Below are 25,813 nucleotides of genomic sequence, written 5' to 3' on the forward strand. Positions count from 1 at the left end.
TAATGAGGTAACTGATTTCACCGCGAAGAATATAGAATTCTTGTTAGAGAAAAATGATCTAGATCATTTTTGAGCCCGACTATTTAATAATCACGATATATTGAGATCGGGATCTGCTCGGTCGCAATTAGGGTCGATCACCACATTAACAAATCCGCCGCAGTGGTTTAACAGCAGCACTAATAAAGCAACAGCTAATATTATTTAATGTCACATCTAGTATGGAATTAAACCTGCAAAAATAAAGATTTTGATTAGAAAAAAGCGAGCAAGCAGTCATTTATCTTTACTGCTTGCTAGCTTATATAGAAGTGTGTTCTGTCGATTTACTGAACTTTATCTAGGGTAAAGTCCAACCTCACACGTTGATTAGATTGTATGACTGGCATGCCTTGTTCAACTTTAGGTTTGTATTTCCAACCTTTGATTGCTTGAATAGCCGAACGATCAAATACTCTTTTAGGTTCAGCCTGCAATACTCTGGCATTAATCACCGTTCCAACAGTATTAATATCAAATTCTACAATAACAAAACCTTCACGTCCGTCCCGCGCTGCCACCATTGGATATTGTGGTGACACTTGCACAACTGGCATAGCATCACTTGTGCCCATGCCTTGATTGTAAACTTCTTTGGTGGCCGGTAATTGAGGCGCTGTCATATCGACAGGAATACCTACGCCCGTAGTTTTTGTTGATGTTGGAATACTCGTGACTTGAGGTTTAATAACCGGTGGAGTGGGTTTTAAGCGAATTATTTTCTTATTCACTGTGGGCTCTGGCGTATTAAAGGCCAGTTGAATAACCGGTATTGCACTGGGTTCATCGATAAAGACTTGATCATTGCTAACTAACAGCGCCATAAAAGCAAACAAGCCGAAAGTCATTGCTGCGCCAAAGGTTAAAATACTCATTTTCTGCACAACTGCAGTAACACTAAATCCTTTTTGATTAGCAAAAGCAATAAAACTACCTTCGCTGTTATTGCCAAAGTTATTGTCAAAGTGATTGGTACTGTTATTGCCAAAGCTATTTCCATTAAGCAAGCTATCTTGAGTCATAGACAATCCTTTATTTAATTGAGGTGCCTTTTAACTCCTAGTAAAGCATTCTATTTATTGCCAAATATTTTGTTACATATTTTCAAATCAGCTTATTTAACCACAATTAATTAACCCAAACAAAACAAGCCATTTACATCCTAGCTGATTGAGACGATTAGTAAGCTCAACAAAACTAATCCTCTCATCAGTTTAAAGCGTCTAAATATTAGCCAGTTCGCAAACTTAAAATTGCCGCTAAATCGAGTGCTTTTTCATATTTTACAAAATCAGTATTTTTTTGGTCAATGGCATAAATAGACATACGATCGGCCAGTTCATTACCTTCAATACCAATATGCGCTGCGACATGTTCAATGACAACATTGTCCTTAATCGCTTCATAAAGTTCATGCGCTTGTTTAATGACTTCAAGGTTAGCAATATAACCAGCAGTCTTTCGTTTCCAGCCTTTGGTTTTCCAGCCATAAGCCCAATTGGTAATGCAATTAATCGAATATTGGGAGTCACTAAGAATTTTAACGGTTTGATTTGCTTTAATGGCTTTTTCTGCCACTAATATGGCTTGATAAAGGGCATTCAATTCGGCGCTATTATTGGTGCCATTAGGGTTAAATATGCCAAACCACAGTTCAGCTAAATCGCCTTTACGGTAAATAGCCATGCCAGAGCCCGCTTTACCAGGATTTGGCTCACAGCCACCATCAGTAAATATCATCACCTCGTGACTGGATAAATCAATAGCTGCTTTTGACGCCGACTTAGTTTTAGACTTAACACCTGAACCAGATTTAACATTACTGCTTGAAGCTGTCCCGATGCTTTTGGCAGGTGATGCACCAAAGGCCGCTTTAGCTTCCGCTTCCGTTGGGAAAGATTTGTATTTCGCCTGCGGAAATTTATCCACTTGCTTCTTGGTATAATCCCAACTGGTAAAAATACCCGTCTCACGTCCTGACCAAACTACATAAAACTTCTTTGCCATGATGACTCTCTATAAAATAGCGTAAGATACTTATGCGCATCAGTTTAGCTTATGGCGTATAGAAATCACCAACAGTTCAGTAAAATTCGGATACTTAGTTTATGTCTCAAGCAGAATTAACCATTATTGTCGGCTCCAACAACCCAGTAAAAATCAACGCTGCAAAAGTGGCGATTGGGCAATACTTCCCTGAGCACAGCATCATATGCACTGGGATGCATGCGCCTTCATTAGTGGCAGATCAACCTATGACAGATGAAGAAACCAAATTAGGGGCGATTAATCGCGCTGAGTTCTGTCAGTCTCAATATATTCAACATAATCAAACCGCAGACTTTTTTATCGCAATGGAAGGCGGTGTCGATAATTTTGAACATGGCCCTGCCACATTTGCTTATATGGCCATCATTCATAACCAACAACTATCAGTTGGCCGCAGCGCCCTGCTACCTTTACCCGCAAAAGTATATCAAGCATTAGAACAGGGCGAAGAACTCGGACACGTGATGGATAGATTATTTAAGACCCACAACATCAAACAAAAAGGCGGCGCTATTGGATTACTCACTCACGGTTTAGCAACCCGTGAAAGCATTTATACCCAAGCCATCATTCTGGCGATGGCGCCCTTTATGAATGCTGAAATATTCAACAATTAGTTTGAACATGGGAATAAGTTACTTTGTTTTATGGATAAAGATTGTTAACTTCAAAGTAACTGCATTCCATAGGAGAATTAAATGGAATATCAACGAATAGCGCACTCTAGCCTTGATGTTAGCAAGATTTGTCTTGGTAGCATGACATGGGGCGAACAAAACACCCAAGCCCAAGCCTTCGAACAAATGGATTATGCCATTGGCCGCGGTGTTAACTTTATTGATACAGCCGAAATGTATCCTGTTCCTCCTAACGCTGAAACCCAGGGAGAAACAGAGAGAATTATCGGAAATTACCTTAAACAAAGAGGTAATCGCGATAGTTTAGTCATAGCATCAAAAGTATCAGCCGCTGGCCCTAAAAGTGACTTTGTCAGACCCAATATGGCATTAGACTGGGTCAACATTCATCAAGCAGTTGATGCATCTTTAGAGCGACTGCAAGTTGATACCATTGATTTATATCAGCTGCATTGGCCTGATAGAAATTGTAATTACTTTGGTGAGCTACTTTACGATCAGCTTGATGATGAACATCAAACCCCTATTTTAGAAACTTTAGAAGCATTAGTTGAAGTCATCCGCCAAGGTAAGGTTCGTTACATCGGAGTATCGAATGAGACACCATGGGGTTTAATGCAGTACCTACGATTAGCAGAAAAACACGGCTTACCCCGAATCGTCAGTGTACAAAATCCATACAGCTTACTGAATCGCAGCTTTGAAGTGGGTATGTCTGAAATCAGCCACCGTGAAGAACTGCCTTTACTGGCTTATTCGCCATTAGCTTTTGGCGCGTTAACAGGTAAATATGAAAATAATCAGTGGCCTGAAAAAGCGCGATTAACCTTATTTAAGCGCTTTGCCCGTTATAACAGTACACCAATGGCAATTGAAGCAACGCAAGCTTATGTGGATTTAGCCCGTGAATTTGGTTTATCGCCAGCTCAAATGGCGTTAGCTTTTGTGAATTCGAGACGTTTTGTGGCGTCCAATATTATTGGCGCGACTAACCTTGAACAGCTAAAGGAAAATATCGACAGTATTGATGTCAGCCTATCTGCAGACTTGATTGGCCGTATTAATGAACTCTCTAACCTGTATCGCTTACCTTGCCCATAGCGACTAACATTGCCCATAGCGACTAACATTGGTAAGCGTCATGAGTAAGAACCATGGGTAAGCATCATGATTAACATCAAACGTCGTTAATGACATTTACTTACAGCGGTATATTGATACTTGCAATAAGCGCTATGATCTATGAAGATCATAGCGCTTTTCTTATTCTGTAATGACTTACCCCAATAACTAATCAATCTGTTTTGTAACTAAAGAGCTCTCAATGACTGTGCCTGTGGATACTGTGTTAAATAATGATGCCTTTGATCATCAAGCGATTCGATCTCAGTTTCCGATACTGGATCAAAAGTTTGATGATAATCCACTGTGTTATTTAGATACTGCAGCCACTAGCCAAAAACCGACTCGCGTTATCAATGCGATGATGGAATATTACCAGCAAGATAATGCCAATGTGCATCGCGCTGCCCATCAGCTATCGGCAAGAGCGACTATCAATTATGAGCATGTGCGCAGCCAGGTTCAGCAATTTATTAATGCAGCTCAAACTGAAGAAGTCATCTTTACTCACGGCACCACAGAGTCCATTAATATGGTCGCGGCAGGTTTAACCGAGCAGTTAAAACCTGAGGATATTATTCTGGTTGATAGCGCCGCACATCACGCTAACTTGGTTCCGTGGCAGCAATTAGCGAAAAAGACGGGCGCCATTGTTAAAGCTATTCCACTGAACCAACAGTTATCTATCGATATAACAGCTTATGATGCACTGTTAGCGCTTAAACCTAAGCTGGTGGCAATTAGCCATGTGACAAATGCTGTAGGTTCAGTAAATGACGTCTGTCAATTAGTTGAAATGGCCAATAAATCAGGCGCCCTAACCTTAGTGGATGGCGCACAAGCTGTTGCCCATATTGAGGTTGATGTACAACAAATAAACTGTGACTTTTATGTGTTTTCAGCCCATAAAATGTATGGCCCCACTGGCGTTGGGATCTTATATGGTCGTTATGTTGAATTAGATAAGCTTGAACCACTACTCACCGGTGGTGAAATGATTAAGTCCGTAAGCTTTGAAGCCACCACGTTTGGCTCATTACCCAATAAATTAGAAGCTGGTACTCCTGCTATATCGGCAGTCATCGGCTTAGGGGCGGCAATTAACTTTATCAATGAATTGCCAAAAACAGCATTAATAGCTTATGAGCAAAACTTATTGGTTTACCTACAGAAGGAATTACAAAATTTAGGTGATATTGAGCTTATTGGCGCATCTAAGCATAATATCGGTGTGGTTGCGTTTAACCTTGCACAAGAGCATCATCAAGATGTAGGTATATTGCTAGATCAACAAGGTATCGCAGTTCGCTGCGGACATCACTGCGCAATGCCATTAATGCAAATATTAAACATTAAAGGCTGCTGTCGAGCATCATTAGGGGTTTATACTAATAAACAAGACATTGACCTATTTATCAAAGCACTTCGTAGTGTAAAAGAACTGCTGCTCTAGTTTCAGGCTCAGAGCTAGTTCTAGATTCAGAAAACGCCCCAAATTTCCACATCGACATAATAATAGTAAAGATAACGACATGAATAGCCCATTAATACCACTAGCTGCACAAGTAGAATCACAGCCAGAAGCACAATGCTTTAGCCCATTAGATAGCAAAGTGGCTCAAGCTGTCGATGCAATACAAACTGCCAAAAACTGGCAAGATAAGTACCGTCAGATTATGCTGGTGGGCAAGGCGTTACCAAAGCTTTATGATGTGTTTAAACAGGAACATGCCCAAGTTAAAGGCTGTGAAAGCCAAGCTTGGCTGTATCATAAAGTCATTGATGGACAACATTATTTTTGTGCTGACAGTGATTCACGTATAGTTAAGGGTCTTATTGCTATACTGCTACATGCCACACATTCTAAAACGACAGCTGAAATCAAATCATTTGATTTAAATATGTTCTTTGAACAACTCGGGCTCAGCGGCCAGTTAAGCCCGTCACGTACCAATGGGTTAACCGCATTAGCTAATGCAATTAAGCAATTCGCCGCAAACTAATCAAATTGGATTACTAGCGTCAAAAGGAAAATATATGACTGAAAGCGCTTGTAATCAAAGCAGAAGAACATTACTTAAAGGTATTGCTGCAACGACATTGCTTTGCCCTCTTTATAGCTCTTCTGTTTTCGCCAATCCTAAAAAGCGCCTTTATATTGATGGATTATCATTTCTTCCCGAAAACCTTGCCGATGTAGCAGCATCAAAACTCGATGCTTATGTTTGTGATATTTCAGCAATAGAACCCATTAAACAAGCTGACGGTACGACCAATTACAAGCGCACCTACAAAGCCTGTATTGAAAGCATCAAAAAAGCCGAAAAAATTGTCGCTGAGAATCCAAAAATTTTATTGCAGGGATTAACAGGTAGCGACATATCAAAAGCACAAAACGAACAACGCACTGCGGTGTATTTTCAGATCCAAGGTGCTGATTGTGTTGATGCCGATGCAGACAAAGGAAGCAGTGAAGATAATCATTGGCCTCAATTAACTGAACTCCATCAGCATGGACTGCGGGTATTACAACTAACTCATCATTATGGCAACCGCTTTGCTGGCGGCGCACTGGACAATGACGGCTTCCAAGGCTTGGATAAACCCTTAACCGAAGATGGAAAAATGCTCATTGCGGAGTTAAACAAACGAAATATTTTGATTGATGTCAGCCACTCAAGTCCTCAAACAGCACTCGATACCGCTAAGATAACCAATAAGCCTATTGTACAAAGCCATGGCGCAGTTCGTTCAATCGTGAATAATGCCCGTTGTTCGCCAGATGAAGTTATTCGCGCGATTGCAGATACAGGCGGCGTTTTTGGTATTTTCATGATGAGTTTTTGGTTGACCAACGATCCCGTTCCCACAATTGATGATTATATTCGTCAGCTCGATAGAGTGGCCAGAATTGGTGGTATGAACGCAGTAGCCATTGCAAACGATTACCCGCTAAGAGGCCAAGAAAACTTATTAGCGTTAGATAATGATAATGCCGAAGGCGTAAAACAATACCTTGGTTGGTGGCAAAGCCTAGCAGATAAGAATGTATTGGGATTTGACCACACACCAGAGCATGTCGTTATCCCTGAGTTAAACCATATCGATAGAATGAGCCGCATTGACGATGCACTGGCCAAAGCACGTTACAAGTCGAGTGACAGAGATCGTTTCCTCGGTGGCAACTGGCAAAGAGTGTTAAATCAAGTTTTAGTGTAAATTTACATACCTTTAATTACTTTTACTAAAGACCCTATTTTTGTCACCATTTTATATATTTATACGCTATAAAATGGTGAATCGATGCATTTAACATCAATAAATTACTGTAAATTCTATATTTTAAAAAATTGAATTCTAAAATATAGAATTTTCAAATGTTCAATGTAAATTTCACCAAAATGATACTTTCAATTTTTGTCATATCAAATTTAAAAGCTGAATCACAAAAAAAAATTATTAATGACGATTTTATATATCAATATACCCCTCTAATTTTTAATAAAACATATAAATAATAAGTTTTCCTAATACATTCATTAACACTAAATAATCATTGCCCAAATAAGATCTTCTTCACAAAACCTTTGCCAATAATGACATCTCCCTCAGTTTAAATAGAATTTAATACTATTTTATATTTCTAAATTTACATAAAAATGGCTCAAGGATAATCTTAAATAATACAACATTAAGATTATTTAATAATGAGAAGAACACTTTTAAATATTATTACGATGCTAATTTTTTGTAGCATTTACACCCCTTATTCTCTAGCACAAGACATTAGAAGCTTGTACGGGGAGACTATGGGGAATAACTATAAAGTGACATGGACAGAGTCGAAAATAACTGCAGAAAGAATGGCAGCGATCCGAGATGAATTAAATCAACGTTTAGAAGATGTAAATAATTCAATGTCTAACTGGCGTGATGATTCCGAAATCACTGCGATCAATAATATTTCGAAAAATACTTCAGTAAAAATAAGTAGAGATTTAGAAAGAGTCATTAATGAAGCTATTTCAATTCATGAGTTAACGCGTGGCAGTCTCGATATTACCGTTGGCCCTTTAGTTGATTTATGGGGCTTTGGACCTAATGGTCTCATTGAGAGTCTTCCGAGCGATCAAGATATTGCAAATGCAAAAGCTAAAATTGGCGTTCACCATATTGTTATTAATGACCACCATATTTCTAAAAATACCGATGGACTCCAAATAGACCTATCATCCATTGCCAAAGGCTTTGGCGTTGATGTAATTGCAGAAGTACTAGAGCGTAATAATATTCATAATTTCTTAGTTGATATTGGTGGTGAATTAAGAATCAAAGGAGTCAATGCCAATAAAGAGTTATGGAAAGTGGGTATTGATAAACCGTTTGCATATTCATCTGGTCAAATAGAAATCATTACACCAGGTGACTCAGCTGTTGCAACATCAGGGGATTATAGAAAGTACTTTGAGAAAAATGGCCAACATTACTCACATTTAATAGACCCTCGTTCAGGTAAACCAGTCACTCACAATATTGTCTCTGCAACCGTAATTGAAAAAACATCCATGACGGCTGACGCCTTAGCAACTGCATTTATGGTATTACCAAGAGCAGAGTCAATTGAAATAGCGAATAAGAATAATATTGCCATCATGATTATCGAAGATAACTTTGGTCGATTGAAAACATATTATTCTGACAGTTTTAAGAAGTTCATAAAATAATAGTTAATAAAAACTATATCAAAGGGGTAACAATGAAAAATAAATTTAAACTTAGCGTACTTTGTATTGCTGTATTAGGCCTAACAGCCTGTAGTGATGATGACACTGATACATCAGGTCTTGAAACACAAATCAAGCAACTTGAAGAGCAAAATGCTGAGTTAAATACCACAAACGAGACTCTTTCATCGACTAATGAATCATTAGTTGCTGATAACGCCAGCTTGGTCACTCAAACAGATAAACTTCAAGAGAAAGCGGTTAGTTACATCTCTACTTTTAGCGCTCAGTGTGCTGAAGAAGGTGCCATTTTTGATTATATCGATCCCAATGCACCAGCAGAAGAAACGCCACAAGTTGCGACATTCGCTTCAGCTATGGCCTCTGAAGACTGTATGAGCTGTCATAACTACGAAGGTAGTGATCCAGCAAACGTTCCTCATGGTGACTATGGCGTATGTAGTAACTGTCACGAAAGCCCGCACGATGAAACTCCACCAGTTGATCCAGGTAATCCACAAGAGCCAACATTCCCACAACCTGAGGGTGATGACTCTAAAGTTGATGGCAAGACAGGTGCTTCTGGTGCTTTCTATTACAACGCAGGCTCTTTCTTAAATGCTGACTACTTAGCTCAGCGTTTGAATGGCAGCATCTACAATTATGAGTGGAAAGAAGTTTCTGACGGTAGCGGTGCTAAAACACTAAAAACAGCATGTGGTCTTCAAAATCGTGAATACATGGCGGATATGTTCCCAGCTGATGGCAAAGAGTACCAACTCAGCGCAATTTCAAACCAAATGGGCGCTAAACTTGTTTCTACGGTAAATAAGTTTACTGATGATGAAACAGCTGAAGAAGTAGAAACTCCGAATATTGCCATCTTTGGTTACGGCATGAAACTTGAAGATGACGGTAATTACTATGTTTCTATGAGCATTGGTAAAAACAACACTTGCTACAATGTCATTAATGATGGCGAAGCACGTTTATCTTACTATGAATACTCTCCAATGCTTTCAGCTAAGTTTGAACGTAACATGGGTGCACGTATTTTAGGTACTGTTGACTTCACTCGTACGGCATTGAAAAAATCAGATTGGGTTACTGAAGTTCCTGGTCTGGGTGCAGGGGAAACTTTCACTCCTTCAGATGTTGATTGGACAGCCGTTGGAGCTTGTTCATTAGTGATTAAAGTTGATGGCATTATCCCATTAGGATAATCAATTAACTCGTACAGGTAACCTATAGAGTTACCTGAATTGAAAAAGGCTTATGTTGTCATGACATAAGCCTTTTTATTAGCTGAAATTTAACAGCTATGAGCGGCGTGATAAATGGTGAGGACAAGACATACCAGTAGTGCCTAGAGAAGCTTATATTGCAGCTGAAAGAGCCTTAGCCCCAAAGTTAGCCATTACACTTAGTCCTTTTTCTCAGTGCTTTAAACAACGCCTTTAACCAACTCCTTTAACCACCCTTATACCGACTGTTGAAACTTAACCTGCGCCATTAACACTTATCGCTTATCTTAAGTCACTTTCTCCATGAAAATCTGCTGTTTTGATTAATTTTAAGCAAAAAAAAGCTGAAACCATCGTTTCAGCTTTTCATCATTAATCACTCAACTACTATCAAAATCAATATCGATTCAGTTAGATACTAGGAGCTAGGTGTTAAGTGCTAGTCACCAAAGTCATCTAACAGGATGTTCTCTTCTTCAACGCCTAAGCTTTCTAGCATGTTGATTACCGAAGAGTTCATGATTGGAGGGCCACACATGTAGAACTCACAATCTTCCGGAGCTTTATGATCTTTAAGGTAGTTTTCTAATAATACCGTGTGGATAAAGCCAGTATAACCTGTCCAATTATCTTCAGGTAATGGATCAGATAAGGCCACATGCCAAACAAAATTCTCATTTTCGGCAGCTAACATATCAAAATCTTCTTTATAAAAGATCTCTCTTGCTGAACGAGCGCCATACCAAAATGACATCTTGCGGCTAGTGCGCTTACTTTTAAGTTGATCAAAAATATGCGAACGCATCGGCGCCATACCAGCACCACCACCCACGAAAACCATTTCCGCATCAGTTTCTTTGACAAAAAACTCACCAAATGGGCCCGAAATAGTTACCTTGTCACCAGCTTTTAAGTTGAAGATATACGATGACATTTGCCCTGGCGGTAAATCATTCTTTGGCGGCGTAGCAATACGCACGTTCAACATGATTGTACCTTTTTCATCAGGGTAATTTGCCATTGAATAAGCACGTAATACATCTTCATCAACAGTTGATACTAAACTGAATAAATCATATTTATCCCAGTCGTCACGGTATTGAGTCGGAATATCAAAATCAGCATACTTAACCACATGGGCAGGGGCTTCAATTTGAATATAACCACCGGCTTTGAAATGAACTTCTTCACCTTCAGGTACTTTAAGTAGCAACTCTTTAATAAACGTTGCTTGGTTATTATTAGAAATAACCTCACACTGCCACTTCTTTACCCCGAAGATTTCTTCATCAACTTCTAATTCCATGTCAGTTCGCACAGCAACCTGACAGGCTAATCGACAACCTTCTTTCGCTTCTTTCTTAGTGATGTGATCAAGTTCTGTTGCCAAAATATCGCCGCCACCGGATTTCACGGTAACGCGGCATTGGCCACAGGTTCCACCACCACCACATGCTGAAGGAATAAAAATGCTATTCCCAGCAAGCGCACCTAATAGCTTATCACCAGCAGGTGTGCGTACGTTCTTCTCAGCGTCACCATTGATACCAATAGTCACATCACCGGTATTCACCAATTTACTTTTGGCGAATAAAATTACCAATACCAGCAAACTTACCACTATGGTAAACATGCCTATGCCAATTGCCATTTCCATTAAATGCACCTTCTCAACAGTTGCTGATGACAAACAGTGTCATGACTCACTATTGCTAGAATCTGTGTTTCAAACATAAGCGAGCCATCTATAAGCGAGTTCAAATTAGTTAGCATTTTCACCCCTTACAAACTAATGCCAGCAAATGACATAAAACCTAACGCCATTAAACCAGTGGTAATAAAGGTAATGCCAATGCCTTGTAACCCTTGTGGGATGGCATGGAATTTCATTCGTTCACGAAGCCCGGCTAATAGCACAATCGCCATTGCCCAACCTACGGCGCTGCCTGCAGCAAACACCACTGACTCGCCAAGATTGTAATCGCGGTTAGCCATAAAGATAACCCCTGCAAAAATGGCGCAGTTAACGGTTAGCAGTGGTAAGAAAATACCCAACGATTGGTACAAGGTTGGAATATATCTTTCTAAAAACATTTCCAGAATTTGCACTAAAGCGGCAATCACACCAATAAAGGTAATGAGCTGTAAGTAACTTAAGTTGAGTTCAGGTAAACCCGCCCATGCAAGTGCACCAGGAGCCAGTACATTGACATAAATAAGCTGATTTAAGGGCACCGCTAAAACCATTACCACAATCACGGCAATACCGAGACCAAATGATGTTGATACCTTTTTAGATACAGCTAAAAACGTACACATGCCGAGGAAAAATGACAGCGCCATATTGTCGATGAAAGCTGCTTGAATAAATAAATTTATATAATGTTCCATCGCCATTATCCTCTCTTACGCTGCACAACATTGATCGCCCAAATCATCACACCGATCAAGAAGAATGCGCTGGGTGGCAAGGTGAACATTTCATTAGCCAAGTACCAACCGCCATTCTCGATGGTAGTGAAGATTTCTTGACCAAACAAGGTTCCGCGTCCTAACAGCTCACGCACAAATGCCACACCTAATAAGATGACGCCATAACCCATGGCATTACCTAACGCATCAACCAAGGCTAGATGCGGTGGGTGTTTCATAGCAAATGCTTCCGCTCGACCCATGATGATACAGTTGGTGATAATCAAGCTCACAAATACAGACAGCTGCTTTGATAATTCATAAGCGACATCCTGCAGCACCATATCAACGATGATGACCAAAGAAGCAATCACGGTCATTTGCGCAATAATTCGTACACTATTTGGAATAAAGCTACGAATACTGGAAATGATGACGTTAGAACACACTAATACAAACGTCACCGCCAGTGTCATAACCAATGCGGTTTGCATTGAGTTACTAACGGCCAACGCTGAACACACACCTAAAACTTGCATGGCAACAGGGTTGTTGGCAAAAATAGGTGAGGTCAGAATTTGCTTTGTAGAGATTGTACTACTCATTATTTAGCCTCCGCAGCAGAAAAGCTGTTAAGGAAATTTTGATAACCTTCAACACCAAACCAAAACTCAACAGCGCGCTGAATACCTACACCGGTTCGGGTTGCACCACTGACGCCATCAACACCATGAACATCACCTTCTTTAGCGCCGCCTTTGATAACCTTAATAGAGATTTTGCCATTTTCATCAAATAGCTGTTTCCCTTTCCATAAGTTAGTCCACTCGGAATCAGTCACAAAATCGGCAATACCTGGCGTTTCACCATGTTCATAGAAAATAATGTTCTCGATGGTATTCATGTCAGGCTTAACGGCTAAATAACCGTAAATCATCGACCATAGTCCTTTACCATAAATAGGCATAACCAGACTCGATAACTGACCATCAGCATTACGTACTTCAAACACGCGAATATTATCAGCACGGCTTCTGATTTTGGCAGTATCTTTCTTAGGTTTAGATGAGGTATCAGGATTAATGGCAGCCATACGTTCATCAAAATCGAGCAAGTTGTCTTGTTCAACAAATTCACCTGAATCAAGATTTACCAATTTAGGCGTCACTCTTTGCTCAAATAACTCTCTGAAATCACCACCACTAATATCAACGTTGGCAGCACGTAAAACAAACTGCTGCACTTCATCACGCTTTTTAACCAGCTTACGTTCTTTAAGAATTTCAGCGGTACCGGTGATCATAAATGAACAGACTAAACTCAGGCTGATGATAAATATCATCGTGCCTGCAACGGTATCTTTTTTAAAGGCCATGACGTTTTAGTCTCCGTTTTATGTTGGCTTGAGCCACCAAATAATCGAATAATGGCGCCCATAAATTAGCGAATAAAATCGCCAACATGATCCCTTCAGGCAACTTCACATTCAACACTCGAATGAGTATGGTCATAAAGCCAATTAATGCACCGTAGGCATACTTAGCGTTACGGGTGTATGAAGCGGTCACAGGATCGGTTGCCATAAACATCATACCCAGAGCAAAACCACCGGTGACTAAATGCCATGTCCACGGCATAGAGGCCATAGAGCTTTTTTCCGGGCCAACCAGATTAAACAAGATAGCGGTAGCCACCATACCAAGCATGACACCAGCAACCACTCGCCAATCAGCCACTCTGGTTAGCAACATTACGCCACCACCAATCAAGATAGCGACTGTGCTAGTTTCACCAATTGAACCTGGAGTGAAGCCCAAAAAGGCGTTCATCCATGCAGGATCTGATAACGCGCTAATCCAGCTCACATCAGCAAACATATTCGCTCGACTTGCAGCAGCTTGCGTCAATGTCGTTGCACCAGAGAAGCCATCCGCAGCAACAAACTGACTTAATGCGGCAACTTCTGTTGGATAAGCAAAGTAGATAAAGGCATAACCCGCTAACGCTGGATTTAAGAAGTTATATCCCATGCCACCAAACATCTCTTTGGCAACAATGACGCCAAAACTCACCCCTACAGCGATAATCCATAACGGCGTAGAAACAGGCACGATAATAGAGAACAGTAATGCGGTGATAAAGAAACCTTCGTGTAATTCTTGCTTGCGAACTTTGGCAAATACCACTTCCCACAGCAGACACACAAACAAAGTAGCAAGATATATAGGCACGTAATAGCTGGCGCCATAAGCAAATAAGCTGAAAAAGCCTGACTGCTCAGTTAGCTGACCAAATAAAACCGAAAACATCCCAGCTTGCCAAGTATCTGGTTGTGTAGCACCAGCAATGATGGCTATTTGAGCTTGTAAACCTAGGTTATACATACCAAAAAATATCGCAGGTAGCAGACACATACCGACAATATGCATAGTACGCTTAACATCAATTGCATCACGAACATGCACTTTACCTTTGGTACTTCGACCACGGGCGATCCATAACGATCGCAAGTAGCTTTTCATCGAGTGACCATGAGCGTAATAACGCTCTTGCTTACTCGGTTTTTTCTGTTCCTGGCTCATTAACCTTCCCTCTCAATGATATCTAGGCAAGCACGTAACTCTTTACCAAAGTCATACTTACCAGGACAAACAAAGGTACAAAGTGCTAAATCTTCTTCATCTAACTCTAAAGCGCCAAGTAGTTGGGCTTCATCAGTGTCTCTGACGACTAAATCTCTCACCAATAATGTCGGTAAAATATCTAATGGCATCACACGCGCTAGCTGACCAAAAGCCATCATTGCGCGAGGAGAACCTCCCGCATGAGTGGTAAAATCAAACAGTTTTTTAGTGCGGCTAAAGCCTGACATCATAATGCCAGTCAGTGAGAATCTATCTTTATTACGACGCACCCAAGGCAACAATTCATGGCGAGCATTTTCAGTTAACACACTCACTTGTGAATGATAACGGCCTAAATAGTTATAAACACCAATGGCGGTGTGACCGGATAAAATTGAACCGGACACCACTCGCGAGTGAATATCTTTAATTTCATTATCAACCAGTTCGCCTAAGTCTGCGCCAAGTTGAGTACGCAGCAACCTTGGTTTAATCACGTTCGGGCCAGCAAGTGACACAACCCGTTCATTAAACAATTCTCCAGTCTCAAACAGCTTGCCAAAAGCAATGACATCTTGATAACCGATATGCCAAACGACGCGTTCAATACTGACAGGATGAAGCAAATGAATATGCGTACCCACTAATCCTGCAGGGTGAACACCGCCAAACTGATGAGAATCAACTTGTTCAATATCATGTCCTGGTAACGCTTCACCTTCGTCATGACACAACATCACCTTGCCATCAGTAAGACGAGTTAATACTTGTAAACCAGTAGCGAAAGCTTGCTGATGTTCAGCAATAATAACTCTTGGTTCTGCTGCAAGTGGATTACTATCCATTGCCGTCACAAATATTGCAGAAGGAGTAGATTCTATTGCAGGAATTCTTGAAAAAGGACGAGTGCGTAAAGCAGTCCACAAACCACTATCAATCAAATTCTTTTTGACTGTTTCGCGAGCCACAGACATTACATTCTCAGAAGTGTCGAAACGTACCGCTTCGTCTCCCTCACAACGAATGACTACAGACAATAGCAAACGCTTTTCACCACGATTAATCGCGATAACTTCGCCGCTTGCTGGAGCAGTAAAAAATACGCCCGGTGTTTTCTTATCTTGAAAAAGCGCTTGGCCTTTTTTGACGAAATCACCCTCTTCAACCAGCATAGTGGGTTTTAAACCAACATATTCTTCACCAAGTACGGCGACTCTGGTTGGTTTAGTAGCAGATTCGATGACTTGTTGGGGTTCTCCCACGATAGGCACATCAAGGCCTCTCTTAATTGTTATAACCTGATTTGAGGATCCAGCCATTACTTGTAACCTTTAAAATTCAGATACCACATAATAAATAGATTTGTGAGCCAAATCCGCTATTGAAGTCACACCTTTAAAAAATATTGTGAAATAAATGTACAGATAAACCATTGCATTACTGAAAAACTTGAACTAAGTCCGGCATTAAATTTCAATAATGAAAGTTAAAAACGAACAAAAAACACATTAACGACAAAAAATACATCACACCTAGCATATTAACCTTAAACCAACATAGACACTGTTCACAAAAAACTCAACCAAACAATGAATAGCAATGACATGAATTAAAAAAGAAGATGTTAATGGCAGAGTGTAGCAAATTGATGAATGTTAATATTTAGCAGGAGATATAAAAAATAATAAAAATGGCCGGAATTGTTATTCCAGCCATGTAATAAAATCAATACAATTTAACGTGAGTAGTTATACCTAAAGATTTGATGAAATGCTTATGCCTATGAGAATCAAATAAAGATTTTTACCATAGCTCTTCAAATTGTTAGCTGAAGCCAAGGTTTGATAAACTAAAGGCTAGATCCAGTAGTTTGGGAGTATGTGTAAACGTTCTTATCTGCTTCAGGCATTTCAACTGGATTAAACCAGTTCAACGAATCAGCTAGGGTTACCACCTCACCAATAATCATCAATGCAGGCATTTGCAAAGCAGGATCTGCTGCAAGTTGGGATAATTCACTTAACTTACCAATAAATCGTTGTTGTGATGAAGTCGTCGCCTTGGAAACAATAGCAACAGGCGTATCACCGTGGCGGCCATTACTCATTAATCCATCACGAATAATCTCAGCATTCAAAATGCCCATATAAACCACTAAGGTGTTATTAGGATTAGCATAACCTTGCCAGTCCATCGGGCGACTTTGTAATTGGCAATGGCCAGTAATAAACGTCACCCCTTGGGCAAAGTCTCGATGTGTTAGTGGGATACCAGCATAAGCTGCGGTGCCGCTTGCAGCGGTGATGCCAGGGACAACTTCGAAAGCAACACCTGTTTCAGCCAGAGTTTGCAGTTCTTCACCGCCACGGCCAAAAATAAATGGGTCACCACCTTTAAGGCGTACCACGTTTTTGCGAGTGTAAGCTTTAGTCACCAGTAACTGATTAATTTCATCTTGTGCAGCGCTATGCTTACCAGCGCGCTTACCTACGGCAATTTTCTCGGCGCTTTGTGGGATTAAATCTAATATGTCTTGGCTAACAAGGGCATCATAAAGTACAGCATCAGCTTGTTTAAGCACGCGATAAGCTTTGAGGGTGAGAAGTTCTACATCCCCAGGCCCCGCACCAACAATCCATACTTTACCTTTGGCCTCTTGACCCGGTATTGAAACCAATTCCATTACCCAAAACCCCACTTTATTTGATTAGCATCAAATATAGCGGTTTATATATTCCATATATAATAGATATTACTTAGCTTTTATTCTATTTAGTTATATAGATTTAGTTTGAAGCGATTTTTATTAACCCTGTTTAGCTCAAAAATAGCTAAATGTAGACAAGATAAAGCTAAGTTATTAAATTCATTCCCCATCTGTAACCAGGGTGTTAATCTACACAAAAATATACGGGAAGAGATAATGATGAAACAGTGGCTTCAAATATTCTTAACAGCAGGATTGTTCATAGGGGTAAATCAACACGTTTTAGCTGAAGACTCACTAGTAGATCAGCGTGTTGAAGATGAACTTAAAACTGCTGACCAACGTTTTGTGATTACCCCGCATAAAGTCAATTATATATTGCCATACACTTATAACGACAGCCCAAATGTTGATCCTTATATAACGCTTTCTAAAGATGAAAATGCTGAAGAAGTCATCGATAACGCTGAAGCAAAATTTCAAATAAGCTTTAAATTTCCACTTTGGTATAACGTTTTTGGCGATAATGGCCACCTCTACTTTGCCTATACCAACCAGTCTTACTGGCAAGTCTACAACAAAGAAATTTCCTCACCATTTAGAGAAACTAATCATGAACCAGAAATGTTCATGTTGTTTAACAATGATTGGGAAGTGGCAGGTTTAAGAAATTCATTTTGGGGTGTAGGTGCAGTTCATCAATCTAACGGCAAGTCAGGTTCACTTTCACGCAGTTGGAATAGACTTTACGGCACGATGGTTTTTGATAGAGGTCCTTTCGCATTAGGCCTTAAAGCGTGGTGGAGAATACCAGAAGATGAGAAAGAAACACCTGACTCACCTGAGGGAGATGACAATCCCGATATTGAAGATTATATGGGTAACTTTGAAGTGACTGCGGCTTATGGGCTTGATGAGCACATGTTTACCCTAATGGCCCGTAATAATTTACAAAATCCCAATAAAGGCTCCATTGAGTTTACTTGGAGTTACCCGATATTAGGCAATTTACGTTTATATACGCAATACTTTAATGGTTATGGCGAAAGCATGATTGATTATAATCATCATAATCAGCGCATTGGTATCGGTGTTTCTATCGGCGATATTCTGTAAATTAATTTAAACGAATAATAAAAAGGTGAGCCAATTGGCTCACCTTTTTTATCACTTAAACTATTCTATCCGTGCAAAACGAAAACAAAACTAAAATAAGCCTAGGCCTATTTCGCTTTTGAATGACCGCGGGTAGAAATTGAAATACCTTTGTCAGTAATATCGAAGTTAAGCTGCATACGCATATCATAATCTTTCAACATTTCTAGCTCTTCTGGTACTTCCTCACCACTGTCTTCTATCAATTTGAATACTGGCGTCAGTACTTTTTGATAGTCGATAGACATGCTCGTTAATCCATTCGCAACCAGTGGCTCTTTAGCCAGCTCATTAGCTAAATCTTCACCTTTATCGCCGCTATAGATAACAATGTGATGATCTTTGATTGCCATTTTTGCAGAAATCCCCATAGAAGGAGGTAGCATCAATAATGGAGACACATCAATAGGGTCACCATTCTTCTCAAGTTGAACTTGTGCTAACTGAGGCACAAATGGTTTCACCATATTCAATAGCATTTCAGGGTTTTCAGCAGATAAACTAATGAGTGCATCTAAATGCTTAAACCCTGGCTCACCATTCTCATCTGTGAGTGAGAAATCGATAATCGTTGCACTCATGCCTTTAACGCCATTAGCCATTCCCGTCATCATCCCTAGCATTGCCGGGTTTTGACCGCTAATTTCATATTGCATTTGCGCTAATGCTTCACACTGATAACTCGGTGTTTGCAGATCCTGCCACACTTCAGTTAATGCTGGCGCAAGTTGCGCGACATCAATGCCAAAAGCTAAAGACATCGCATTGTCAGTTAGACCATTGCTGAAACTAGGGATAAAGCCGCGCATCTTATTAAATGCACCTAGTATCACTTGGTTTTTAGACTCAATCACGACTTCAGCGTCAAATTTTGCTTCTTGGCGCGTCACATCGAATGATTTTAAGCCCATCACTGTGCGAGGCCAATTTGATGCAATAGAACTGAGTTCACTTTGGCATTCTGCTGTTTTAAATTCAGCAAAAGGATCGCTACCAGAGCCATCTAATTCGCCTAACTTAGCTAATTGTTTAGCCAGCATATTGCCATCAGATGACGTTAAACCTTTAACCAGTTCCACATGATTGATAAAACTCACACTGTCACTTAAGAACCCGTGAGAAGTGGTAATATCAGCAATAATACCGCTATCACTAATCGGGTTATCGACTTTGGTTAGCCCTAATGCTGTTTCTAATAATTCTGGCTTATTGAATGAAGTATTTAAGGTTACTGTTAACCAGCCATTTTTCTGAGCAACCACTAAATCAATTGATTCATCGTCCTCAATCAATGAGTAAGCGCGATATTCTAATCCTTTAATGGTTTCACTCTTGTAAGATAAGCCACTTTCTTCAGTCGCTTTATCCAGAACATTCCAAATAGCTTGTTCATCGGCTACTTGTACTTTAAATACCGGTAGCGCCCCTAAGGTGTAGGTATAAGACTGAATATTGGCATCTAGGCCAAAGGTTTTCAAAAAAACATCTGGATTTTCAAAGCTGACTAAATAACTTTTATAGAGACTAACAAAAAAACGTTCTTGTTCACTGTCATATGAACCCGCTTGCTCAAGCTGCTCAAGTTGAGCGGCTGTATTTTGCCCCATTGGCATTGAGTACAAATAATCCTCTAAAGGAAATGGTTCAAACTGCCCTGAAAAAAGTAAGGTGTCAGCGGGGATATACGCTAGCATTTCGTTGTCAGCAATGTCTGCATCATCATTACTCGATAGCATATATGCGCCTGCACCAGCTGCGACGATTGCCACTGCTATAGCCAGTTTTTTCATTATTCGTGCTCCATAATTCACATGTAAGTTATAACAAGTCACTCTTCCTTGAGAGTAAATGGTTAGTTGAATGCTTATAACAAACCCATAGCCTCTAACTAGCTATGAGCTGATAGATTTTAATATTGGGTAAGCATCGCAATAATTTAGCATACTTTTCATCGACAAATAATATCCATCAATGACAAACCACTGGAATTAAACAAATATTAACAACGAGGAAGCGAAGTATTAACGCGTTTTTTAGAGTACTTGAAAAGAGGACGATTGCAGAAAGCGACTACAGGGGAAGGTTTCTCGATTGGCCACATTTAAGGCCAACCGAGATAACCAAAGATTATGCTTACGCTAGCAAGCCAATCACTAACACTCGTATATACGAGCGAGGCTTTGGAGGTACGTGGCGTGCAAAAACATGCCTAAAGTGTCAACAAAACCATCTACGGGAACTTCTTAATCTAGACTATAAAATTAATTATTGCCTAAGTTTTTAGTCGATTTTAGTGAAAAAATACAACATCTATCAATATCAGTCATTGGACTTAATACTTTGGTCGAATGAATATTCACAGCCCAATAATAAGCGTTCAAATTATCAACAATTTAGAATAACGATGAGTCACAAGGTTACGTTTTTCTCAATGCTGAGCCTTTCGTTAAGCAAAAAATATCAGCCTCATTGGACTGATATGTTTATAACCAAATGACTAACCTGCAATTAGCTAAATTTCGTAATGTAATCCACATTCACGCTTCAAACCATTGAATCGGGTTTCTTCTTCGCTCATCCCCAATTCAAGCGGCTTACTTGAATGAGTGTCACCAACTGAAACATATCCCTTTTCCCACAGTGGGTGGTAAGGGAGTTCATGTTCAGTTAAATACTCATGCACATCTTTGTTACTCCATTCAATAATGGGCAGCAACTTATATTTATCACCATGGATTGCAAGAATTGGCAGTGCTTCACGGGTACTGGCTTGTGATCGACGCAGCCCCGCAAACCAAGTCCCTACATTCAACTCAGCCAAAGCACGTTGCATAGGTTCCACTTTATTGATGCGATTATACTTTTCTAACCCTTCAAGATCTTGTTCCCAAAGCTTACCGTAACGCGCTTCTTGCCACGCAGAAGATTGCTGTGCGCGAAACACTTGCAGGTTTAAACCCAGTCTTTGGGTTAACTCATCAATAAATTGATAGGTTTCAGCAAACAAGTATCCGGTATCAGTTAAAATAACTGGTATATCTGTTTGCGCTTGGCTTACCATATGCAGCATAACGGCAGCTTGAATACCAAAACTGGACGATAAAGCATGTTCACCAGGTAAATGAGCAAGTCCCCAAGTTACACGATCCTGAGGAGATAACTCCATTAAGAAAGTATTCACTTTTTTTAAAACAATGTCTTGCTCAGATTTGGGCGCTGATAATAACGCGCGCAACTCATTCTGATTAATCATTGTGTTAACCTCTGTCGCTAACGCATTAGCCATGAAAATCTACAGCTGCATCATTCACAGCTTTAACAATGCCATGACGAACAGTAAAGTTGCCGAACGTTTCACCAGCATCACGTTCTAGCACGTACAATCCGAATATTCTGTCTAACTCAGCTAAAATTTCAGCTTCTTGAATATTCTCTTTGTACATCTTATTAAGTCTTGTGCCTTCAAAGCTTGCACCTAAATACAAGTTATAACGTCCCGGCGCTTTACCCACTAAACCAATTTCTGCTGCGAACGGTCTCGCACATCCATTTGGACAACCTGTCATTCTTACCACTATCGCTTGATCGCTAATACCGTGCTTAGCTTGAAGCGCATCAATATGATCTATGAACTCAGGGAAATATCTTTCTGCTTCCGCCATCGCTAATGGACAAGTAGGCAGTGACACGCAGGCAATTGAATGGCCGCGAGTTTGACTAATTACTTTGCCAAAAAATCCATGTTTACGGGCTAAATCTTCAATCGCAGCTTTATCTTGCTCGGCAACACCAGCAATAATCATGTTCTGGTTAGAGGTCATTCTAAAATCGCCTTTATGGATTTTAGCGATTTCTCTTAAACCTGTTTGCAGCATTTGACCAGGCTCATCTTTAATACGACCACTTTCAATGAATAAAGTTAAATGCCAGTTGTTATCTAAGCCTTTAACCCAACCATATCGGTCTCCGCGATCACCAATTACAGCATCACGTCTAGGTTCAAAATTCACCCCGGTACGTTTTTCAACTTCCGCTTTAAATTCTGCAACACCATGATCAACAATGGTGTACTTTAAGCGTGAACGCTTACGGTTTACGCGATTACCCCAGTCACGTTGAACAGTCATTACCGCTTCAGCAAATTTAATAACATCTTCAGTTTTAATGAAACCAAAATCATCTGCTAAACGCGGGAAGGTTTCAACTTCACCATGGGTTGAACCCATACCACCACCAGCGACTAGGTTAAAACCAACTAATTCACCCGCTTCAGCGATGGCAACAAAACCAAGATCATTGGTATACACATCAACATCATTGTCAGGTGGAACCGCAACTGCCATTTTAAACTTACGTGGCAAGTAGGTTTTACCGTACACAGGTTCGTGAGTTTCGGTATCAAGCAGCTTTTCTTTATCTAACCAAATTTCAGCATAAGCATGAGTATGAGGTAGTAAATGATCAGACAACTCTTTGGCGACTGCATAAGCCTGTTGATGTAACTTAGACTCAATTGGGTTTGGGTTGCACATTACGTTACGGTTAACGTCACCACATGCCGCAATTGAATCCAAGGCTGCTCTATCAAGGCCTTGGATCAGCGTTTTTAAATTACGCTTTGGAATACCGTGATATTGAAACGTTTGGCGGGTGGTTAAACGAATACTGTTTGATGTGGTTAGTGTTGATGAGATCTTATCGACATCTAACCATTGCTCAGGGCTACAGATCCCACCAGGTACACGGGCACGCAACATGAAACTATATAAAGGCTCAAGTTTTTGTTCCTTACGTTCATTACGCAAATCACGATCGTCTTGCTGATAAAATCCGTGGAATTTGATCAACTGCTGATCGCCATCGCTAAATGAACCTGTTACTTGGGTATCTAACCCTTCTTTGATCGTACCGCGCAAGTAATCACTGTCGGTTTTTAAATATTCATTTACTGCTAACTTTTGCTCACTCATCGTGTGGCCTCTATCAATGCTTTTATTACGCCAGTCACTTCATCTCACCAGCGTGTTTATTCTGTTCTGTATGCTTAATTCAGTCTTAACTTAGTAAACGTCTTTTTGATAACGCTTAGCACTGCGAAGTTCTTCAAGATAGTTTTCTGCACCTTGTGCATCTAAACCACCAAACTTAACCGCGACATCTAACAATGCTTGATGGACATCTTTCGCCATGCGATCTGCATCGCCACAGATATAGAAATGTGCACCACTTTGTAACCATGCCCAAATCGCTTCGCCTTGTTCAGCAATACGATGTTGCACATAAATTTTATGTTCTTGGTCACGAGAAAAAGCCACATCAAGACGAGATAGATCGCCCGACTTTAAATACTGTTGCCACTCAACTTGATAAAGGAAGTCTTGCTCGAAATGTGGGTTACCAAAGAATAACCAGCTATCACTATTCACACCATCTGCTGCACGCTGCTGCATGAAGGCTCTAAATGGCGCTACACCCGTTCCCGGACCAACCATGATCACTGGGATGTCGCTATTGTCTGGTAAACGGAAATGCTTATTCGGTTCAACGTATACCTTAACTTGCTGACCTTCTTCTGCTGAAGCTAAGAAGTGCGAAGCGCCGCCAAAGCGAGCTTGACCTTCACGTTCATCTTCAACCAGTGCGACAGTTAAATGCACTTCGTTTTCAACTTCAGCTTGGCTAGAAGCAATTGAATACAAACGCGGTGTTAATGGGCGTAATAAACTCACTAAGGTTGCAGCATCGATTTTTACTGGATACAAACTGATTAAATCAGCTAATTGATGACCTAATACAAACTGGCGAGTTTGCTCTTTATCTGCAGCAATCGCGCTAAGGTCTGCATTCCCCGCAAGCTCTGCCCATGCCGTCACAAGACCAGGGTAAAGTTGAGTTAGCTCTTTTTTATCTGTTAATGCCTGTTGTAGTGATAACGTATTTTTACTCACAACAACTTCAGCTGCGCCGTCTAATGCTAGACCGCTTATCACTTCAGTGACTAACGAGTCATTATTAGTAAACCAAATACCTAAGGCATCGCCCACTTGATAATTAATACCTGATTCGCCTAAATCGATTTCAACATGGCGAACATCACGATCAGAATCACGACCGGTGAGCTTTTGACTTAATAACACTTCTGCTTCATAAGGATTTTGCTTAGTGAATTCACTTTCACCAACAGACTTGGCTGTATCAATCGATACAACACTGGCACTGCTGGTTTCAACCAATGGCTCAACAACCGTTAATACAGATTCAAGCCATTGCTCTGAAGCTTCTTCGTAATCAACATCACACTCAACAAGAGGCAATAATTCTTTTGCACCTAAAGCAGATAAGCGTTCACTAAAGTCTTTGCCAGTTTGGCAATAAAACTCATAACTTGAATCACCCAGTGCCAAAATTGAAAAATTAAGTTGATCTAACTTAGGCGCTCGTTTTGAAGCAAGAAACTTATGTAATTCGATGGCATCATCTGGCGCTTCACCCTCACCATGGGTACTCACGACCGCAATCAAAATGGTTTCTTGTTTTAACTGACGTACATTGTAATCAGCCATTGAGGTTAAATTAACCGAAAAACCTTTAGCGGATGCTTGCGCAGCCAAATCTTTAGCAATGCCTTGACCATTACCCGTTTGGCTACCAAATAAAATAGTCACTGTTTGTGCTGCACTTGCCTCTGGCGCTGCAGTTGTTAGCCCTTGGTTTGAAGATGCTGCCAAATAGCCACTAACCCAAGCTAATTGCACTGCAGATAATTCAGAAGTGAGCTGTTTTAGCTTATCGACTTGTCCTTGTGACAATGGCGATGCGAATGAAGAAAGTTCTTTTAACAACATTAGAGAGCCCTATAACAATTTAATGTCATAAGATTACTCTGGTTCCTTAAAACCAAAAAAGAATAAAAGTTGATTCTTTATTCCATTAAGGAATATGCAAAGCGTGATTTTTAAGCTACAAAAGTGTGGTGTAGTGCAAACTTTTAGGTCAGACCTCTGTAAAAATGCGATTTAGCGCATTCTTTACTTGTATCAAACTTAAGAATTGCCAGAATGATGCACTTTAAAAAAAATATGGTACTTAAATCATCTAG

At 40.2% G+C, this 25,813-nt stretch carries 21 protein-coding genes; 8 read left to right on the plus strand and 13 right to left on the minus strand.

Going from position 1 to position 25,813, the window contains the following annotated elements:
- Nucleotides 1–326 precede the first annotated feature (326 nt).
- Together FPK91_RS09735 and FPK91_RS09740 are read right to left on the minus strand one after the other, a co-directional pair.
- Nucleotides 327–1,061: an energy transducer TonB gene (locus FPK91_RS09735; RefSeq protein WP_144210879.1), complete on the minus strand. Its 735-nt coding sequence runs from the start codon at nucleotides 1,059–1,061 to the stop codon at nucleotides 327–329.
- A gap of 208 nt (nucleotides 1,062–1,269) precedes the next feature.
- Nucleotides 1,270–2,046: a ribonuclease H family protein gene (locus tag FPK91_RS09740; protein ID WP_144210881.1), complete on the minus strand. Its 777-nt coding sequence runs from the start codon at nucleotides 2,044–2,046 to the stop codon at nucleotides 1,270–1,272.
- Nucleotides 2,047–2,147: 101 nt separating this feature from the next.
- Between FPK91_RS09740 and yjjX the strand changes: the two genes are divergently transcribed.
- The 7 genes from yjjX to FPK91_RS09775 all read left to right on the plus strand — a co-directional run bounded on the left by yjjX (nucleotide 2,148) and on the right by FPK91_RS09775 (nucleotide 9,795).
- A complete protein-coding gene (yjjX, locus tag FPK91_RS09745) occupies nucleotides 2,148–2,705 on the plus strand; it encodes an inosine/xanthosine triphosphatase (RefSeq protein ID WP_144210883.1) in 558 nt (185 codons plus the stop codon).
- Between the two features lie 81 nt (nucleotides 2,706–2,786).
- Nucleotides 2,787–3,827, plus strand: a complete 1,041-nt coding sequence (locus tag FPK91_RS09750) for an NADP(H)-dependent aldo-keto reductase (protein ID WP_144210885.1) — start codon at nucleotides 2,787–2,789, stop codon at nucleotides 3,825–3,827.
- Between the two features lie 223 nt (nucleotides 3,828–4,050).
- Nucleotides 4,051–5,301, plus strand: a complete 1,251-nt coding sequence (locus FPK91_RS09755; protein WP_144210887.1) for a cysteine desulfurase — start codon at nucleotides 4,051–4,053, stop codon at nucleotides 5,299–5,301.
- Between the two features lie 79 nt (nucleotides 5,302–5,380).
- Nucleotides 5,381–5,851, plus strand: a complete 471-nt coding sequence (locus tag FPK91_RS09760; protein ID WP_144210889.1) for a SufE family protein — start codon at nucleotides 5,381–5,383, stop codon at nucleotides 5,849–5,851.
- A gap of 34 nt (nucleotides 5,852–5,885) precedes the next feature.
- Nucleotides 5,886–7,067 (plus strand): membrane dipeptidase, encoded by a 1,182-nt coding sequence (locus FPK91_RS09765; RefSeq protein WP_144210891.1) that lies wholly within the window; start codon nucleotides 5,886–5,888, stop codon nucleotides 7,065–7,067.
- 590 nt (nucleotides 7,068–7,657) lie between these two features.
- The gene (locus FPK91_RS09770; protein ID WP_158638077.1) at nucleotides 7,658–8,572 is read left to right on the plus strand and encodes an FAD:protein FMN transferase; all 915 of its coding nucleotides are present in this window, start codon (nucleotides 7,658–7,660) and stop codon (nucleotides 8,570–8,572) included.
- A gap of 32 nt (nucleotides 8,573–8,604) precedes the next feature.
- Nucleotides 8,605–9,795: a hypothetical protein gene (locus tag FPK91_RS09775; protein ID WP_144210895.1), complete on the plus strand. Its 1,191-nt coding sequence runs from the start codon at nucleotides 8,605–8,607 to the stop codon at nucleotides 9,793–9,795.
- Between the two features lie 460 nt (nucleotides 9,796–10,255).
- On the opposite strand, the gene nqrF is transcribed toward FPK91_RS09775, so the two are convergent.
- The 7 genes from nqrF to cobA form a co-directional block, all read right to left on the minus strand.
- Nucleotides 10,256–11,473, minus strand: coding sequence for an NADH:ubiquinone reductase (Na(+)-transporting) subunit F (gene nqrF, locus FPK91_RS09780; RefSeq protein ID WP_144210897.1), 1,218 nt, complete (start codon nucleotides 11,471–11,473; stop codon nucleotides 10,256–10,258).
- A 125-nt stretch (nucleotides 11,474–11,598) separates the two neighbouring features.
- Nucleotides 11,599–12,207: an NADH:ubiquinone reductase (Na(+)-transporting) subunit E gene (gene nqrE / locus FPK91_RS09785; protein ID WP_144210899.1), complete on the minus strand. Its 609-nt coding sequence runs from the start codon at nucleotides 12,205–12,207 to the stop codon at nucleotides 11,599–11,601.
- Between the two features lie 5 nt (nucleotides 12,208–12,212).
- Nucleotides 12,213–12,833 (minus strand): NADH:ubiquinone reductase (Na(+)-transporting) subunit D, encoded by a 621-nt coding sequence (locus FPK91_RS09790; protein WP_144210901.1) that lies wholly within the window; start codon nucleotides 12,831–12,833, stop codon nucleotides 12,213–12,215.
- Nucleotides 12,833–13,603: a Na(+)-translocating NADH-quinone reductase subunit C gene (locus FPK91_RS09795; RefSeq protein ID WP_144210903.1), complete on the minus strand. Its 771-nt coding sequence runs from the start codon at nucleotides 13,601–13,603 to the stop codon at nucleotides 12,833–12,835. Before FPK91_RS09795 ends, FPK91_RS09790 begins: the two co-directional genes overlap by 1 nt.
- Complete coding sequence (locus FPK91_RS09800; protein WP_144210905.1) at nucleotides 13,593–14,810, minus strand: NADH:ubiquinone reductase (Na(+)-transporting) subunit B; 1,218 nt, start codon at nucleotides 14,808–14,810, stop codon at nucleotides 13,593–13,595. Before FPK91_RS09800 ends, FPK91_RS09795 begins: the two co-directional genes overlap by 11 nt.
- Nucleotides 14,810–16,171 (minus strand): Na(+)-translocating NADH-quinone reductase subunit A, encoded by a 1,362-nt coding sequence (locus FPK91_RS09805; RefSeq protein WP_144210907.1) that lies wholly within the window; start codon nucleotides 16,169–16,171, stop codon nucleotides 14,810–14,812. The genes FPK91_RS09800 and FPK91_RS09805 overlap by 1 nt, the downstream gene beginning before the upstream one ends.
- Before the next feature lie 530 nt (nucleotides 16,172–16,701).
- Complete coding sequence (cobA, locus tag FPK91_RS09810; protein ID WP_144210909.1) at nucleotides 16,702–17,535, minus strand: uroporphyrinogen-III C-methyltransferase; 834 nt, start codon at nucleotides 17,533–17,535, stop codon at nucleotides 16,702–16,704.
- A 243-nt stretch (nucleotides 17,536–17,778) separates the two neighbouring features.
- Between cobA and FPK91_RS09815 the strand changes: the two genes are divergently transcribed.
- Complete coding sequence (locus FPK91_RS09815; RefSeq protein WP_144214302.1) at nucleotides 17,779–18,675, plus strand: phospholipase A; 897 nt, start codon at nucleotides 17,779–17,781, stop codon at nucleotides 18,673–18,675.
- 107 nt (nucleotides 18,676–18,782) lie between these two features.
- Here the strand turns inward: FPK91_RS09815 and FPK91_RS09820 are convergent, their stop codons facing one another.
- From FPK91_RS09820 to FPK91_RS09835, 4 genes are all read right to left on the minus strand, one after another.
- Nucleotides 18,783–20,504, minus strand: coding sequence for a hypothetical protein (locus FPK91_RS09820; RefSeq protein WP_144210911.1), 1,722 nt, complete (start codon nucleotides 20,502–20,504; stop codon nucleotides 18,783–18,785).
- Nucleotides 20,505–21,226: 722 nt separating this feature from the next.
- Nucleotides 21,227–21,967, minus strand: a complete 741-nt coding sequence (locus tag FPK91_RS09825) for a phosphoadenylyl-sulfate reductase (RefSeq protein WP_405127349.1) — start codon at nucleotides 21,965–21,967, stop codon at nucleotides 21,227–21,229.
- A gap of 25 nt (nucleotides 21,968–21,992) precedes the next feature.
- On the minus strand, nucleotides 21,993–23,684 hold the full coding sequence (gene cysI, locus FPK91_RS09830) for an assimilatory sulfite reductase (NADPH) hemoprotein subunit (RefSeq protein ID WP_144210915.1): 1,692 nt from the start codon (nucleotides 23,682–23,684) through the stop codon (nucleotides 21,993–21,995).
- Nucleotides 23,685–23,774: 90 nt separating this feature from the next.
- Complete coding sequence (locus FPK91_RS09835) at nucleotides 23,775–25,559, minus strand: assimilatory sulfite reductase (NADPH) flavoprotein subunit (RefSeq protein WP_144210917.1); 1,785 nt, start codon at nucleotides 25,557–25,559, stop codon at nucleotides 23,775–23,777.
- Nucleotides 25,560–25,813: the final 254 nt, after the last annotated feature.

This window comes from Shewanella donghaensis (genome assembly GCF_007567505.1).
Taxonomy (GTDB): domain Bacteria; phylum Pseudomonadota; class Gammaproteobacteria; order Enterobacterales; family Shewanellaceae; genus Shewanella; species Shewanella donghaensis.

Excerpts from the sequence above, each read along its gene's own strand:
- FPK91_RS09735 (WP_144210879.1), bottom strand. The coding sequence starts at position 1,061 with ATGACTCAAGATAGCTTGCTTAATGGAAATAGCTTTGGCAATAACAGT.
- FPK91_RS09740 (WP_144210881.1), bottom strand. The coding sequence starts at position 2,046 with ATGGCAAAGAAGTTTTATGTAGTTTGGTCAGGACGTGAGACGGGTATT.
- yjjX (WP_144210883.1), top strand. The coding sequence starts at position 2,148 with ATGTCTCAAGCAGAATTAACCATTATTGTCGGCTCCAACAACCCAGTA.
- FPK91_RS09750 (WP_144210885.1), top strand. The coding sequence starts at position 2,787 with ATGGAATATCAACGAATAGCGCACTCTAGCCTTGATGTTAGCAAGATT.
- FPK91_RS09755 (WP_144210887.1), top strand. The coding sequence starts at position 4,051 with ATGACTGTGCCTGTGGATACTGTGTTAAATAATGATGCCTTTGATCAT.
- FPK91_RS09760 (WP_144210889.1), top strand. The coding sequence starts at position 5,381 with ATGAATAGCCCATTAATACCACTAGCTGCACAAGTAGAATCACAGCCA.
- FPK91_RS09765 (WP_144210891.1), top strand. The coding sequence starts at position 5,886 with ATGACTGAAAGCGCTTGTAATCAAAGCAGAAGAACATTACTTAAAGGT.
- FPK91_RS09770 (WP_158638077.1), top strand. The coding sequence starts at position 7,658 with ATGGGGAATAACTATAAAGTGACATGGACAGAGTCGAAAATAACTGCA.
- FPK91_RS09775 (WP_144210895.1), top strand. The coding sequence starts at position 8,605 with ATGAAAAATAAATTTAAACTTAGCGTACTTTGTATTGCTGTATTAGGC.
- nqrF (WP_144210897.1), bottom strand. The coding sequence starts at position 11,473 with ATGGAAATGGCAATTGGCATAGGCATGTTTACCATAGTGGTAAGTTTG.
- nqrE (WP_144210899.1), bottom strand. The coding sequence starts at position 12,207 with ATGGAACATTATATAAATTTATTTATTCAAGCAGCTTTCATCGACAAT.
- FPK91_RS09790 (WP_144210901.1), bottom strand. The coding sequence starts at position 12,833 with ATGAGTAGTACAATCTCTACAAAGCAAATTCTGACCTCACCTATTTTT.
- FPK91_RS09795 (WP_144210903.1), bottom strand. The coding sequence starts at position 13,603 with ATGGCCTTTAAAAAAGATACCGTTGCAGGCACGATGATATTTATCATC.
- FPK91_RS09800 (WP_144210905.1), bottom strand. The coding sequence starts at position 14,810 with ATGAGCCAGGAACAGAAAAAACCGAGTAAGCAAGAGCGTTATTACGCT.
- FPK91_RS09805 (WP_144210907.1), bottom strand. The coding sequence starts at position 16,171 with ATGGCTGGATCCTCAAATCAGGTTATAACAATTAAGAGAGGCCTTGAT.
- cobA (WP_144210909.1), bottom strand. The coding sequence starts at position 17,535 with ATGGAATTGGTTTCAATACCGGGTCAAGAGGCCAAAGGTAAAGTATGG.
- FPK91_RS09815 (WP_144214302.1), top strand. The coding sequence starts at position 17,779 with ATGAAACAGTGGCTTCAAATATTCTTAACAGCAGGATTGTTCATAGGG.
- FPK91_RS09820 (WP_144210911.1), bottom strand. The coding sequence starts at position 20,504 with ATGAAAAAACTGGCTATAGCAGTGGCAATCGTCGCAGCTGGTGCAGGC.
- FPK91_RS09825 (WP_405127349.1), bottom strand. The coding sequence starts at position 21,967 with ATGATTAATCAGAATGAGTTGCGCGCGTTATTATCAGCGCCCAAATCT.
- cysI (WP_144210915.1), bottom strand. The coding sequence starts at position 23,684 with ATGAGTGAGCAAAAGTTAGCAGTAAATGAATATTTAAAAACCGACAGT.
- FPK91_RS09835 (WP_144210917.1), bottom strand. The coding sequence starts at position 25,559 with ATGTTGTTAAAAGAACTTTCTTCATTCGCATCGCCATTGTCACAAGGA.